17 protein-coding genes are annotated in these 12,215 nt (G+C 67.6%); 6 read left to right on the top strand and 11 right to left on the bottom strand.

Translation table 11 applies throughout. The features are described 5' to 3' along the window. Positions 1-368: 368 nt before the first annotated feature. Genes rpsQ through rpsJ form a run of 11 tightly spaced genes read right to left on the bottom strand, consistent with a single transcriptional unit; the run spans position 369 to position 5,757 of the window. Entirely contained in the window at positions 369-665 is a 297-nt protein-coding gene (gene rpsQ / locus IEV93_RS10340; RefSeq protein WP_188489376.1) for a 30S ribosomal protein S17, read from the bottom strand. Then, a complete protein-coding gene (gene rpmC / locus IEV93_RS10335; RefSeq protein WP_301301292.1) occupies positions 662-910 on the bottom strand; it encodes a 50S ribosomal protein L29 in 249 nt (82 codons plus the stop codon). Before rpmC ends, rpsQ begins: the two co-directional genes overlap by 4 nt. Continuing rightward, the gene (rplP, locus tag IEV93_RS10330) at positions 910-1,326 is read right to left on the bottom strand and encodes a 50S ribosomal protein L16 (protein WP_188489374.1); all 417 of its coding nucleotides are present in this window, start codon (positions 1,324-1,326) and stop codon (positions 910-912) included. The genes rpmC and rplP overlap by 1 nt, the downstream gene beginning before the upstream one ends. 3 nt (positions 1,327-1,329) lie before the next feature. Further along, positions 1,330-2,172 (bottom strand): 30S ribosomal protein S3, encoded by an 843-nt coding sequence (rpsC, locus tag IEV93_RS10325; RefSeq protein WP_188489372.1) that lies wholly within the window; start codon positions 2,170-2,172, stop codon positions 1,330-1,332. Next, positions 2,172-2,609 carry a 50S ribosomal protein L22 gene (rplV, locus tag IEV93_RS10320; protein ID WP_188489369.1) on the bottom strand — a complete coding sequence of 146 codons (438 nt, stop codon included), beginning with the start codon at positions 2,607-2,609 and terminating at the stop codon, positions 2,172-2,174. The genes rpsC and rplV overlap by 1 nt, the downstream gene beginning before the upstream one ends. Continuing rightward, positions 2,606-2,887 carry a 30S ribosomal protein S19 gene (rpsS, locus tag IEV93_RS10315; protein ID WP_003940820.1) on the bottom strand — a complete coding sequence of 94 codons (282 nt, stop codon included), beginning with the start codon at positions 2,885-2,887 and terminating at the stop codon, positions 2,606-2,608. The genes rplV and rpsS overlap by 4 nt, the downstream gene beginning before the upstream one ends. Positions 2,888-2,904: 17 nt before the next feature. After that, positions 2,905-3,741 carry a 50S ribosomal protein L2 gene (gene rplB / locus IEV93_RS10310; RefSeq protein ID WP_188489367.1) on the bottom strand — a complete coding sequence of 279 codons (837 nt, stop codon included), beginning with the start codon at positions 3,739-3,741 and terminating at the stop codon, positions 2,905-2,907. 40 nt (positions 3,742-3,781) lie between these two features. Then, positions 3,782-4,090: a 50S ribosomal protein L23 gene (gene rplW / locus IEV93_RS10305; protein WP_188489365.1), complete on the bottom strand. Its 309-nt coding sequence runs from the start codon at positions 4,088-4,090 to the stop codon at positions 3,782-3,784. Between the two features lie 2 nt (positions 4,091-4,092). Continuing rightward, positions 4,093-4,773, bottom strand: coding sequence for a 50S ribosomal protein L4 (rplD, locus tag IEV93_RS10300; protein WP_188489363.1), 681 nt, complete (start codon positions 4,771-4,773; stop codon positions 4,093-4,095). Continuing rightward, positions 4,770-5,426: a 50S ribosomal protein L3 gene (gene rplC / locus IEV93_RS10295; protein WP_188489361.1), complete on the bottom strand. Its 657-nt coding sequence runs from the start codon at positions 5,424-5,426 to the stop codon at positions 4,770-4,772. Before rplC ends, rplD begins: the two co-directional genes overlap by 4 nt. A 25-nt stretch (positions 5,427-5,451) precedes the next feature. Next, entirely contained in the window at positions 5,452-5,757 is a 306-nt protein-coding gene (gene rpsJ / locus IEV93_RS10290; protein ID WP_003938093.1) for a 30S ribosomal protein S10, read from the bottom strand. A 611-nt stretch (positions 5,758-6,368) separates the two neighbouring features. Between rpsJ and IEV93_RS10285 the strand changes: the two genes are divergently transcribed. From IEV93_RS10285 to IEV93_RS10260, 6 genes are all read left to right on the top strand, one after another. Then, positions 6,369-7,070, top strand: a complete 702-nt coding sequence (locus IEV93_RS10285) for a response regulator transcription factor (RefSeq protein ID WP_229705152.1) — start codon at positions 6,369-6,371, stop codon at positions 7,068-7,070. Between the two features lie 50 nt (positions 7,071-7,120). Continuing rightward, positions 7,121-8,131 carry a HAMP domain-containing sensor histidine kinase gene (locus IEV93_RS10280; RefSeq protein WP_188490502.1) on the top strand — a complete coding sequence of 337 codons (1,011 nt, stop codon included), beginning with the start codon at positions 7,121-7,123 and terminating at the stop codon, positions 8,129-8,131. Positions 8,132-8,202: 71 nt separating this feature from the next. Beyond that, positions 8,203-9,777 (top strand): DUF4153 domain-containing protein, encoded by a 1,575-nt coding sequence (locus IEV93_RS10275; RefSeq protein ID WP_188489357.1) that lies wholly within the window; start codon positions 8,203-8,205, stop codon positions 9,775-9,777. 26 nt (positions 9,778-9,803) lie between these two features. Next, on the top strand, positions 9,804-10,316 hold the full coding sequence (locus tag IEV93_RS10270; RefSeq protein ID WP_188489355.1) for a hotdog fold domain-containing protein: 513 nt from the start codon (positions 9,804-9,806) through the stop codon (positions 10,314-10,316). A 156-nt stretch (positions 10,317-10,472) separates the two neighbouring features. Continuing rightward, positions 10,473-11,351 carry an alpha/beta fold hydrolase gene (locus tag IEV93_RS10265; protein ID WP_229705016.1) on the top strand — a complete coding sequence of 293 codons (879 nt, stop codon included), beginning with the start codon at positions 10,473-10,475 and terminating at the stop codon, positions 11,349-11,351. A gap of 78 nt (positions 11,352-11,429) precedes the next feature. After that, the gene (locus IEV93_RS10260; protein WP_188489353.1) at positions 11,430-12,140 is read left to right on the top strand and encodes a GntR family transcriptional regulator; all 711 of its coding nucleotides are present in this window, start codon (positions 11,430-11,432) and stop codon (positions 12,138-12,140) included. Positions 12,141-12,215 lie beyond the last annotated feature (75 nt).

The following is a 12,215-nucleotide window of genomic DNA, read 5'->3' as shown; positions in this document are numbered from 1 at the left end:
CGATCGTCCCCCATTGCTTGGCGCAACCATGATCCGCTCACCGATTCTCCCGACCCATAGATCTCGGCCCGCTTGTATCTCGTTGCACACCCCCCCGAGCGGGCAACCGGACCGACCGGGCCATCATAGCGACCCCAGCTGTGAATACCTCCAAGATTCGGACGTTCGGACGACCCGGATCGAAGGCGTCCCTGGCGAACGAACATGGTCGTTCACCTGGCGAATCATGTTCCGTCCCACGCGTAACACACGATGGTGAAACGTCCACCCGGGTTCACACCACATTGGTAGGAAACACAAAAACCCGCCACCGCGAACGGGTGACGGGTCGTTGTGATCTGCGTGATCAGTTCACGCAGCGGTGTCGGCTACTTGGCCTTCTCGAGGACCTCGACCAGACGCCAGCGCTTGGTGGCGCTCAGCGGGCGGGTCTCCATCAGGCGAACGCGGTCGCCGATGCCGGCGGTCTCGTTCTCGTCATGCGCCTTCACCTTCGAGGTGGTGCGGATGATCTTGCCGTAGAGGGGATGCTTCACGCGGTCCTCGAGCTCGACCACGATCGTCTTCTGCATCTTGTCGCTCACGACATAGCCCACGCGGACCTTGCGCTGTGCGCGCTCCGTGGTGGCGGGTTGTGTCACTGTCACGTCCTTCTCGTCGCTCATGCGTCGTCACCGACCTTCGCATCAGCATCGGGGCCGGCCGAGAGTCCGAGTTCACGTTCACGCAGCACGGTGTAGACGCGTGCGATCTCGCGGCGGACCAACCGCAGCCGGCGGTTGTTGTCGAGCTGTCCGGTGGCCATCTGGAAGCGCAGGTTGAACAGCTCTTCCTTCGACTCGCGGAGACGCTCGAGGAGATCTTCGTCGTTGAGCTCACGGAGCTCGGCGGCAACAATTCCCAGTGCCATCAGAACGTCTCCTCTCGCGTCACGATGCGGGTCTTGATGGGCAGCTTGTGCTGCGCGCGGCGCAGGGCCTCGCGAGCGGTGTGCTCATCGGGGTAGCTCATCTCGAACAGCACGCGACCCGGCTTGACCGGGGCGACCCACCACTCGGGCGAACCCTTACCGGAACCCATGCGGGTCTCGGCGGGCTTCTTCGTCAACGGGCGGTCGGGGAAGATGTTGATCCACACCTTGCCGCCACGCTTGATGTGCCGGTTGATGGCGATACGAGCGGACTCGATCTGCCGGTTGGTGATGTAGGCACTCTCCAGAGCCTGGATGCCGAAATCACCGAACGTCACCTTGGTGCCGCCCTTGGCCTGCCCCTTGAGACTGGGGTGGTGCTGCTTGCGGTGCTTGACCCGGCGAGGGATCAGCATGGGTCAGCCCTCCTGATTCGCGGTGGGGGTCGCACCTGCGTCGACCGTGGCCGGAGCCTCGGTGACCGGTGCGGCGGAAGCGGTCTCAGCCGCGGCGCGGCCCGCATCGGTGCTGGTCGCGGTGGTTCCCGAGGAACCGCTACGACGCGGACGCTGCGGACGCTCACGACGCGGGCGATCGCCGGCCGGAGCCGCGACGGCGGTGAGCTCACGCTTGCCGCCGACGATGTCGCCCTTGTAGATCCAGACCTTCACGCCGATGCGACCGAAGGTGGTCTTCGCCTCGTAGAGGCCGTAGTCGATGTCGGCGCGCAGCGTGTGCAGCGGCACCCGACCCTCGCGGTAGAACTCGCTACGGCTCATCTCGGCGCCGCCCAGACGACCCGAGCACTGCACCCGGATCCCCTTGACGTTCGGCTGACGCATGGCCGACTGGATGGCCTTGCGCATGGCGCGACGGAACGCGACACGGTTCGACAGCTGCTCGGCGACACCCTGTGCCACGAGCTGAGCCTCGGACTCGGCGTTCTTGACCTCGAGGATGTTGAGCTGCACCTGCTTGCCGGTCAGCTTCTCCAACTCGCCACGGATGCGATCGGCCTCGGCGCCGCGGCGACCGATGACGATGCCCGGACGGGCGGTGTGGATGTCGACGCGAACCCGGTCACGGGTGCGCTCGATCTCCACCTTGGCGATGCCGGCACGCTCGAGGCCGGTGGCCAGGAGCTTGCGGATGGCGACATCCTCTTTCACGTAGTCCGCGTACTGCTTGTCGGCGTACCACCGCGACTTCCAGTCGGTGGTGATACCCAGACGGAAGCCGTGCGGGTTGATCTTCTGGCCCACTACTGAGCTCCCTTACTGGTCGACTTCTGTGCGACCGACTTCTTGGGCGTGCGCGACCGCTTGGGTGCGCCTGCGCCGGTGGCGGTGATGCTCTCCACCACGACCGTGATGTGGCTGGTGCGCTTGCGGATCCGGAACGCGCGGCCCTGGGCCCGCGGACGGAAACGCTTCATCGTCGGACCCTCGTCGGCGAAAGCCTGCGAGACGACCAGCGTGCGCCGGTCGAGTCCGAGGTTGTTCTCCGCGTTGGCCGCCGCGCTGGCGACGACCTTGGCAACCGGCTCGCTCGCGGCCTGAGGCGCGAACAGCAGGATGTCGAGGGCCTCGTCCACGCTCTTACCGCGGACCAGGTCGATCACACGACGGGCCTTCATGGGCGTGACGCGAACGAACTTCGCGGTGGCCTTGGCCGTCGGGTTCAGAGTTTCTGCGCTCATCGCCGCTTCGCCTTCCGGTCGTCCTTGATGTGTCCCTTGAAGGTGCGCGTCGGCGCGAACTCACCGAGCTTGTGTCCGACCATCGAGTCCGAGACGAACACCGGCACGTGCTTGCGTCCGTCGTGGACGGCGAACGTGTGCCCGATGAAGTCGGGGATGATGGTCGAGCGACGCGACCAGGTCTTGATGACCTGCTTGGTGCCCTTCTCGTTCTGGACGTCCACCTTCGCAAGGAGGTGGTCGTCGACGAACGGGCCTTTCTTCAGACTGCGTGGCATCTGCTACTCCCTCCTGCTTATCGCTTGTTCTTGCCGGTGCGCCGGCGGCGGACGATCAGCTGATCGCTGGACTTGTTCTTGCGGGTGCGGCCTTCCGGCTGTCCCCACGGGCTGACCGGGTGGCGACCACCGGAGGTCTTGCCCTCGCCACCACCGTGCGGGTGGTCGACCGGGTTCATCACGACACCACGGACGGTCGGGCGCTTGCCCTTCCAGCGCATGCGGCCGGCCTTGCCCCAGTTGATGTTGCTCTGCTCGGCGTTACCGACCTCGCCGACGGTGGCGCGGCAGCGCACGTCGACGCGACGGATCTCACCGGAGGGCATACGCAGGGTGGCGTAGGCGCCTTCCTTGCCCAGCAACTGGATCGAGGCGCCGGCACTACGTGCCATCTTCGCCCCGCCGCCCGGACGCAGCTCCACGGCGTGGATCTGGGTACCGGTCGGGATGTTGCGCATCGGCAGGTTGTTGCCCGGCTTGATGTCGGCGGTCGCGCCCGACTCCACCACGTCGCCCTGGTTCAGGCCCTTCGGCGCGATGATGTAGCGCTTCTCGCCGTCGATGTAGTGCAGCAGCGCGATACGCGCGGTGCGGTTGGGGTCGTACTCGATGTGAGCGACCTTGGCGTTGATGCCGTCCTTGTCGTTGCGACGGAAGTCGATCAACCGGTAGGCGCGCTTGTGGCCGCCACCCTTGTGACGAGTGGTGATGCGGCCGTGTGCGTTGCGACCACCCCGACCGTGCAGCGGGCGGACGAGCGACTTCTCCGGGTGGTCACGGGTGACCTCGGCGAAGTCGGCGCCACTGGCGCCACGGCGGCCCGGTGTCGTCGGCTTGTACTTACGAATAGCCATGAGTCTTCTTGTCCTCTACTTCTTCTCGATCCGCCCGGCGTCAGCCGACCGGACCTCCGAAGATCTCGATGGGCTTGCTGTCAGGGCTGAGGGTGACGATGGCGCGCTTGGTGTCCTTGCGCTTTCCGTACCCGGCGCGGGTGCGCTTGCGCTTGCCCTTGCGGTTGGCCGTGTTCACGCTCTCGACCGTGACATCGAAGATCTTCTCGATCGCGATCTTGATCTGCGTCTTGTTCGACTCCGGGTGCACGAAGAACGTGTACACGTTGTCCTCGATGAGTCCGTAGGACTTCTCCGAGATCACCGGTGCGAGGATGATGTCGCGCGGATCTGCCTGGATGACAGTCATTCTCAGGCCTCCTTCTCGTCGGTCTTCAGCGCCCGGGAGACGAACGCGTTGAGGGCCTCGACGCTGAACACGACCTCGTCGGAATCGAGCACGTCGTAGGTGTTGAGCTGATCGGGAGTGATCGGCAGGACGTACTCCAGGTTCGCGACGCTCTTCCACGCGGCGACGTCTTCGCGACCGACGACGACGAGGAACTTGCGACGGTCGGAGAGGGCCTCCAGGAAGGCGCGAGCCGCCTTGGTGGACGGGGACTGCCCGGCCACCAGTTCGGTGATCACGTGGATGCGCTCGTTGCGGGCGCGGTCCGAGAGGGCTCCGCGCAGCGCGGCGGCCTTCATCTTCTTGGGGGTCCGCTGGCTGTAGTCACGCGGCTTCGGGCCGTGCACCACGCCACCACCGGTGAACTGCGGAGCACGGGTCGAACCCTGACGGGCGCGACCGGTTCCCTTCTGGCGGTACGGCTTCGCGCCGCCACCGCTGACCTCGGCGCGGGTCTTGGCCGAGTGGGTACCCTGCCGAGCCGCGGCCTGCTGTGCGATGACGACCTGGTGCATCAGCGCGATGTTGGCGGGCGCGTCGAAGAGCTCGGCGGGCAGCTCGACGGTTCCGTCGGTCTTCCCGTCCGCGGTCTTGACGTCCAGCGTCAACTTCGTGGCTTCGGTCTTCGTGGTGTCGACGCTCATGCGCTCACACCGCCTTTCACTGCATCGCGGACGATCACGATGCCGCCCCTGCGACCCGGGATCGCTCCCTTGATCAGCAGCAGGCCGGCCTCGGCGTCCACCTTGTGCACGGTCAGGTTCTGGGTGGTGACGCGGTCGTTACCCATACGTCCGGCCATCCGCATGCCCTTGAACACGCGACCCGGGGTGGCGCAGCCACCGATGGATCCCGGCGCACGGTGCACGCGGTGCACGCCGTGGCTGGCGCCCAGGCCCTTGAACCCGTGGCGCTTCATGACGCCCGCGAATCCCTTGCCCTTGGAGGTGCCGGTCACGTCGACGAACGAGCCGTCGGCGAAGATCTCGGCGGTCAGCTCCTGGCCCACGGAGTACTCGGAGATGTCGTTCATGCGGATCTCGGCCAGGTGACGACGCGGCGTGACGCCGGTCTTCGTGTACTGACCGGTGACCGGCTTGGTCACCTTGCGCGGATCGATCGCACCGTAGGCGAGCTGAACGGCGGTGTACCCGTCGGTCTCCTGCGTACGGATCTGGGTGATCACATTCGGTCCGGCCTTGACGACGGTCACCGGGACAACCCGGTTGTTCTCGTCGAAGACCTGGGTCATCCCGAGCTTCGTGCCCAGGATTCCCTTCACGTTCTTCTGAGTCATATCTGCTTTCCGTCCCTATCCGCGTCTACTGGATGTTGACGTCGACGCTGGCCGGCAGGTCGATGCGCATGAGCGCGTCCACCGTCTTCGGCGTGGGGTCGAGGATGTCGATCAATCGCTTGTGCGTCCGCATCTCGAAGTGCTCACGAGAATCCTTGTACTTGTGCGGTGAACGAATCACGCAGTACACGTTCTTCTCGGTGGGCAGCGGCACCGGGCCGACCACACGTGCCCCGGTACGGGTCACGGTCTCCACGATCTTGCGCGCCGAAGCGTCGATCGCCTCATGGTCATAGGCCTTGAGCCTGATGCGGATCTTTTGTCCCGCCACGCTGTGTCCTCTTCCGTCGGTAACTAGTCGGCAGACGCGCCGCTGGTGAGCGGCTCACAGATGACCACTGCTCCTCATGAGACGGTGATCGACGCTGTTCATCTGTCGTTGTGCGTTCGCCCGCATGACGCGGGCCGGTCGTGCAGACCCGGCTGTCGGATTCCTCCGACACCCGAGGTCGGGCGTGTCGGGCGGCCGGGACATATCTCTGCAGACACATCCGGGCTCCGCCGAACATCGGTAGATCTTGGTTGCGATCCCTGATCAGGGGGATCGCGGTGGTGCTGGTCGTACTGGTCGATCGCTGTGACGGTTGCCGGGCCAGTTCGTCTCCGCTTGACCCGCCGTGGCGATCGCACCTGATCGAGGCCGCGAAAACACCGCGTTCCCGATCAAGGCAACCCGAACAGTATGCAACAGATGGGGCGCAGGGCCAAATTGCGCCGAGACGGGTCCGCGACCGGCCCCCACCTGGGCGGCGAGCACCTTCACAGACTCTTCACACCATCTCGGCAGCGCACCGACAATCGGCCACTAGCGTCGCTGCCATGACCGCACATCCGTCCGCGTCGCCCGGGACCTCCTCGTCAGCGTCGTCAGCACTGCCCGCGGTGTTGGTCGTCGATGACGAGCCGCTCATCCGCGAGTCCATCGCCGAACGGTTTCGGGCAGAGGGCTTCGACGTCACCACCGCCGACACCGGGCCCGCCGCCGTCGCCATCCACCGCAAGGGCGGCTGCGACGTGGTCATCCTCGATCTGATGCTGCCCGGGATGGACGGGCTCGAGGTGTGCCGACGCATGCAGGCGCACTCCCCCACCCCGGTCCTGATGCTGACCGCGCGATCCGCCGAGACCGACCTCGTCATCGGGCTCGGGGTCGGCGCCGACGACTACCTGTCCAAGCCGTTCTCCATGCGCGAGCTCGTCGCCAGGACCCGCGCCCTGCTGCGACGGGCCGAGCGCTACGGACCGGCCGACAGCGCGCCGACCGACACCGGGCCGGCCGAGTCGGCGTCGGAGGTGCAGATGCTCGGCGACCTGCACATCGACCACTCCGGACGACGGGTCGTGGTCGAGGGCGAGTCGGTGCACCTGACCCGCACCGAGTTCGACCTGCTGGTGTCGCTGGCGCGCCACCCGGGTGCGGTGCTCAGCCGCGGGCAGCTGCTCGAGACGGTCTGGCAGTGGCCGGGCGCCGGCGAGACCCGCACGGTCGACTCACACGTCCGGTCCCTGCGACGCAAGGTCGGCCACGGCCGCATCCGCACGGTGCACGGCGTCGGGTACGCGCTGGCGAGTGAACCGTCGTGAGTGTCCGTGAGCGGGTGTCGCAGGCGCCGGTGCGTCGGCCGGGACGACGGCTGCACTTCCCGCGTCCGCTCGATGCGGTGGCGTCGTTCAAGTTCAAGACCGCCGTGGTGGTGGGCGGTGCGCTGCTCACCTCCAGCGTGTCGTTCTGGATCACCGCGCAGCTGGCGTTCCGATACGCCCTGCTGGTCGCGCTGGTGGTCGCCCTCGTCGTCACGTGGGTTCTCGCGCACGGGATGACCTCACCGCTGCGGGAGATGACCGGCGCCGTCCGTCGGATGTCCGACGGCGACTACACCACCCGGGTGCGCGCGACGTCGAAGGACGAGATCGGCACGCTGGCGACGGCGTTCAACCAGATGGCCGAGGACCTGTCGCACGAGGATCGGTACCGACGCGAGGTCGTCGGCAACGTCGCCCACGAGCTGCGGACGCCGGTCGCCGCGCTGCACGCGGTGTTGGAGAACCTCGTCGACGGGGTCCGCACCCCCGATCAGGACACCCTGGAGTCGGCGTTGACGCAGACCGACCGGCTCGGTCGGTTGATCACCGACCTCCTCGACCTGTCCCGGGTGGAGGGTGGCGCAGTGCGACTCGACCACGACCCGATCGAGGTGCAGCGCTTCGCCGCCGACGCGGTGGCGCAGTGCCGGCTGCGGCTGCGCCGGCAGAACGGTCGGGCCACCGACGTCGGTTTCTCGATCGGCATCCCGGCCGCGCTGGTGGTCGAGGCCGACGAGGACCGCCTCCATCAGGTGCTGGCCAATCTCCTCGACAACGCGGCCCGGCACTCGCCACCGGGCGGCGTGGTCCATGTCCACGCCCACGCCGACGGCGATTCGGTCGTGCTCGAGGTGGCCGACCAGGGCCCCGGTGTCGAACCCGCTGAGCGACAACGCATCTTCGAACGCTTCACCCGCGGTGGTTCCCGTGACGGCGGGACCGGACTGGGCCTGGCCATCGCACAGTGGGTCGTCCACCTGCACCGCGGCGAGATCGCCGTGGTCGACGACCCACAGGGGTGTCGGATCCGGGTCCGGTTGCCCGCGTACGCCGCCCACTGACCCGACCCACCCTCCGCGCCGATCGGCGCATCACTCCGCATCACACCCGCACCACGAGAGGCGATACCCCCATGCCCGAAACACCCTCGATGCCCGGCATCCCCATCCCGGGGATGGTCTTCGGGAACGACCCCCGGCCGTCGGCGCCACCGCTGCCCCCGCTGCCGCCCCGGCGACCGCGCTACGACGTGGCGGCCGAACTCCCCCGCGCCGCACCACGTCGGGTGCTCGCCGCGGTCGCGGTCGCCGGTGTCGCCGCGGCGCTCCTGCTCCCCGGCGACCTGTCGGGCATCGGCATCGCGCTGACCGGCATCACGGTCCTCGGCGCGGTGTTCGTGGGTTCGCCCGAGCGGCCCGGCCGGGGGCAACTGCTCACCGCCGCGGGCATCGTGGCGCTGCTGGCCGTGCCCGGTTGGCGCAGCGCGGAATGGTTGACCGTCTGGTACGTCCTGCTCGCCGTCGCGGCCACCACGGTGCTCGTCGTCGGCGGACGGACCCTGCGCGACATGGGGTTCGCCGTGGTGGCGCCACTGATGGTGTCGCTGCACACGTCGGTCTGGCTGACACGCGCCGCCGGCGAGGCCTACGCCGGCTCGAAGGTCCAGAACCCACGGGCGGTGCTGGGGGTGGGCGCGGTGACCGTCGCACTCGTCGGGGTGTTCGGCGCGCTGTTCGCCGGTGCCGACGCCGTGTTCGCGGGGTTGCTGTCCGCGCTCACCCCGGACGTCGACGACCCCACCGTCACCGCGAACGTCGCGGTGGGCGTCGTGGTCGGCCTGTTCACGGCGTTGGGCTGCTACCTGCGGTACGCCCGACCGCGCCTGATCGACCGGGACCCGGACCGTGCGCCCACACGCGACACGTGGGCCTGGGCAGTGCCGACCGGCACGGTGCTCGTGGTGTTCGTCGCCTTCCTCGGGACGCAGGCCGGCGCCATGATCGGCGGGCAGGACTACGTGCGTGAGACCGCGAACCTGACCTCCGCCGAGTACGCCCGATCAGGGTTCTGGCAGCTGTTCGCCGTCACCGCCCTGACCATCCTGGTGGTGACGGTGGCCTGGCAGCGCGCGGACCGGACCACCACGCGCGACCGCATGACCGTGCGCGGCATCCTCGGCGGGCTGTGTCTGGCGACGCTGCTCGTGGTCGCGTCCGCGCTGCACCGTATGTACCTCTACATCGACGCCTACGGAGCGACCCGGCTGCGGATCAGTGTGATGGCGGTGGAGTTGTGCCTCGGCGCGATCGTCGTCGCGTTGATGGTGGCCGGCGCCGGACTCGGCACCCGACACCTCGCCCGCGCCGTCGGTGCTCTGGTCATCGGTGCGGCGCTGGCGTTCGCCGTCTACAACCCGGACGCGCAGATCGCCCGCATCAACGTCGACCGGTACGAGGCGTCGGTGGCCCGCGACGAGGCCCCCCGGATCGACACCTCGTACCTGTCCGGGCTCTCGCCGGACGCGACCGGTCAGCTGCTGCGCCTCCCCACCGGGCTCCGACCGTGCGTGCTCCTGCTCATCGCCGAGACAGCACGGGACAAGCGGGGGTGGACCGGGTTCACCGTCGGACGTGCGCAGGCGAAGTCCGACCTGCGTGACGTCGAACTGCCGACTGCGGGCGCTTCCGGCGCGTGCCCACAGCCCTAACTGACCGACGAGTAAGGTCGTGACCCATGACGGATGAGATCACCACCCTCCCCACCGCCCGGACCGAGTCGGTCACCCCGACGTATGCCCTGTGGCGTCGCCTTCCCCAGAACGCGGTGGGCGCGGCGCTGTTCTCGATCGGCATGGTCGCCCGGGTCCCCTACTTCGGCACCATCCTGCCGTCGGTGAAGGAGCTGCGACCCGGGTACTGCGAGGTCACGGCACCGAAGTGGTTCGGGGTCCACAACCACATCGGCACCTTCCACGCGATCGCCGCCTGCAACCTGGCCGAGACCGCGATGGGGATGCTGATGGAGGCGTCGACGCCCACCGCGCTGCGCTGGCTGCCCAAGGGCATGTCATCGCAGTACCTCGCCAAGGCCACCACCGGCCTGCGTGCGGTGGCCACCCTGTCCGATCCCATCGACGCCGTCGCGATCGGCGACGGGGCGGAGGTCGTCGTCGACATCGCGATCACCGACAAGGCCGGGATCGAGGTCGTGCACTGCGCGATCACGTGCTGGGTGACGCCGAAGTGAGCACATTCGTACGAATTTTTTTCGCCACGTCGGACAATGAATGAAATCTATTCTCGATTAACTGGGCAAGCCTGGTTGCGCGGCCTTTCGTATTCATATTAATCTCGGCTAAGTATTTGGTCGGGGCAATGCGGGGTGGTGAATCGAGGTCGTCGGGTGCCTGCGTTGGGAACGTCGGGAGTGGTGTCGATCGGCGATCGCGAGGTGCACTACTGTGCCGACGGGCAGGGGCCGGTCACGGTCTTCTTCGAGAGCGGCCTCGGGCGCTCGCGCAACACGTGGGCGGCCGTGCAACCGCTGGTCGCACGGTTCGCCCGGACGATCACCTACGACCGAGCGGGCCACGGACGCAGCGACTCTCGCGACGAGCCCTGCACCCTGGAGGAACTCACCGCCGATCACCTCGCGGTCCGCGCGGCGGTCGTCGACGGTCCGTGCGTCGTGGTCGGGCACAGCTACGGAGGGCCGATCGTCCGCGGGGGAGCCCTGACCCAGCCCTCGGATGTGACCGGCGTGGTGCTCGTCGACGAGGTGTCCGAACTGTGCGATCGCCTGGTGTACGGAAACGGGATGATGGGATCCGGCGCCTTTTATCGTGCGCAGGTGATCCTGGCCCGGCTGCGATTGTTACCGAATTTTCTGACGCACACCCATTACCGATCATTGATGTCGGACAACCCCGTGGAACGGTCCGATGAAGTGATGCGGGAGATCCGTTCCGAGGAGGGCAGCGGCCGCGGCGCCCGCACCGCGCTGCGGGAATGGCAGTCGTTCACCGCGAGCATGCGACGCTTCCGTGCGAGCGGTCCGTGGATCCCCCGCGTACCGATGACCACCATCTCGCCGACGCGGGTGCCCGAGGACAAACTCCACCTCGACTACATCGCGCAGTCACACGACGAGACGGCCCGGCTGGCCCGCGACTGCCGCCACGTGTTCGCACACACCTCGGGCCACTACATCCAGTTGTCCGAGCCCGACACCGTCGTGAACGAGATCCGCGCCCTGGTCGACGCCTCCTGCGATGTCGGCTGATCGCTGCGATACTCACATCACGTGATGTCGTCTCGGCCAGATCGGGCAGATGCGGATCGCGCGGATCGGGGGCGCGGGATGGCGATGAGGGGTCGCAACCTCGGGCTCCTCGCGGCGCTGTCGGCGATCCCCACCGGTCCGTCCCAGGCGAGTGTGCTCGACGGGTTGCGTCGGGTCATCCTGGACGGGGGCGCGACGCCCGGATCGGCCATCCCGGTCGGCGAGATCGCGACCCTCTTCGGCGTCAGCCCGATCCCGGTGCGCGAGGCGCTCAAGACCCTCGTGGGCGAGGGACTCGTCGGCCATCAGACCAACAACGGCTATTTCGTCGCCCAGCTCACCGTCGCCGAGCTCCGCGAGATCTACTTCGTACGCGGCATCCTCGAACAGGCCGCGCTGACCCGCGCCGTCGATCTGGCCGCACCCGACGATCTCGAGGCCGCGCGTGCGGCCCACCGGGCCCTGCACGCCGCCACCGAGGCCGGCGATCTCCGTGCGTACCACCATCAGTCGCGGCGTTTCCACCAGGCGCTCATCGAGCCCTGCGGCATGCACCGTCTGGTCCACATGTTCGACGCGACGTGGAACATCACCGAGCCGTTCCAGCTGATGCAGGCCGCGACGCCGGAGATGCAGACCCGCCTGCACGCCGACCACGAGGCGATGATCGACGCCGTGGCCGGGCGCGACGTGGACGCACTGATCGCCACCGCGCGCGAGCACCACTCACGCCTGGAGACGATGATCATCGACACCGCAGCACAATTGAACGTCGCCGACGAATCCTGACACGTCTGGTCCCGTCGGCCGGCGAGAATATACTTTCGCGGTAACGCAGCAGAAATAACCCGGTCCTAGCCTAGG

Origin of the sequence: Williamsia phyllosphaerae (genome assembly GCF_014635305.1) — a bacterium.
GTDB classification, from domain to species: domain Bacteria; phylum Actinomycetota; class Actinomycetes; order Mycobacteriales; family Mycobacteriaceae; genus Williamsia_A; species Williamsia_A phyllosphaerae.
The sequence above is the reverse complement of the archived record's forward strand: the minus strand, read 5'-3'. Positions and strand labels throughout refer to the sequence as shown.

Bases quoted from the DNA above. Each gene is read 5' to 3' on its own strand.
- IEV93_RS10270 (WP_188489355.1), top strand. From the start codon at position 9,804: ATGACGGATGAGATCACCACCCTCCCCACCGCCCGGACCGAGTCGGTC.
- rplC (WP_188489361.1), bottom strand. From the start codon at position 5,426: ATGACTCAGAAGAACGTGAAGGGAATCCTGGGCACGAAGCTCGGGATG.
- rpsS (WP_003940820.1), bottom strand. From the start codon at position 2,887: ATGCCACGCAGTCTGAAGAAAGGCCCGTTCGTCGACGACCACCTCCTT.
- rpmC (WP_301301292.1), bottom strand. From the start codon at position 910: ATGGCACTGGGAATTGTTGCCGCCGAGCTCCGTGAGCTCAACGACGAA.
- IEV93_RS10275 (WP_188489357.1), top strand. From the start codon at position 8,203: ATGCCCGAAACACCCTCGATGCCCGGCATCCCCATCCCGGGGATGGTC.
- rpsQ (WP_188489376.1), bottom strand. From the start codon at position 665: ATGAGCGACGAGAAGGACGTGACAGTGACACAACCCGCCACCACGGAG.
- rplB (WP_188489367.1), bottom strand. From the start codon at position 3,741: ATGGCTATTCGTAAGTACAAGCCGACGACACCGGGCCGCCGTGGCGCC.
- rplV (WP_188489369.1), bottom strand. From the start codon at position 2,609: ATGAGCGCAGAAACTCTGAACCCGACGGCCAAGGCCACCGCGAAGTTC.
- rplW (WP_188489365.1), bottom strand. From the start codon at position 4,090: ATGACTGTCATCCAGGCAGATCCGCGCGACATCATCCTCGCACCGGTG.
- IEV93_RS10260 (WP_188489353.1), top strand. From the start codon at position 11,430: ATGGCGATGAGGGGTCGCAACCTCGGGCTCCTCGCGGCGCTGTCGGCG.
- rplD (WP_188489363.1), bottom strand. From the start codon at position 4,773: ATGAGCGTCGACACCACGAAGACCGAAGCCACGAAGTTGACGCTGGAC.
- rplP (WP_188489374.1), bottom strand. From the start codon at position 1,326: ATGCTGATCCCTCGCCGGGTCAAGCACCGCAAGCAGCACCACCCCAGT.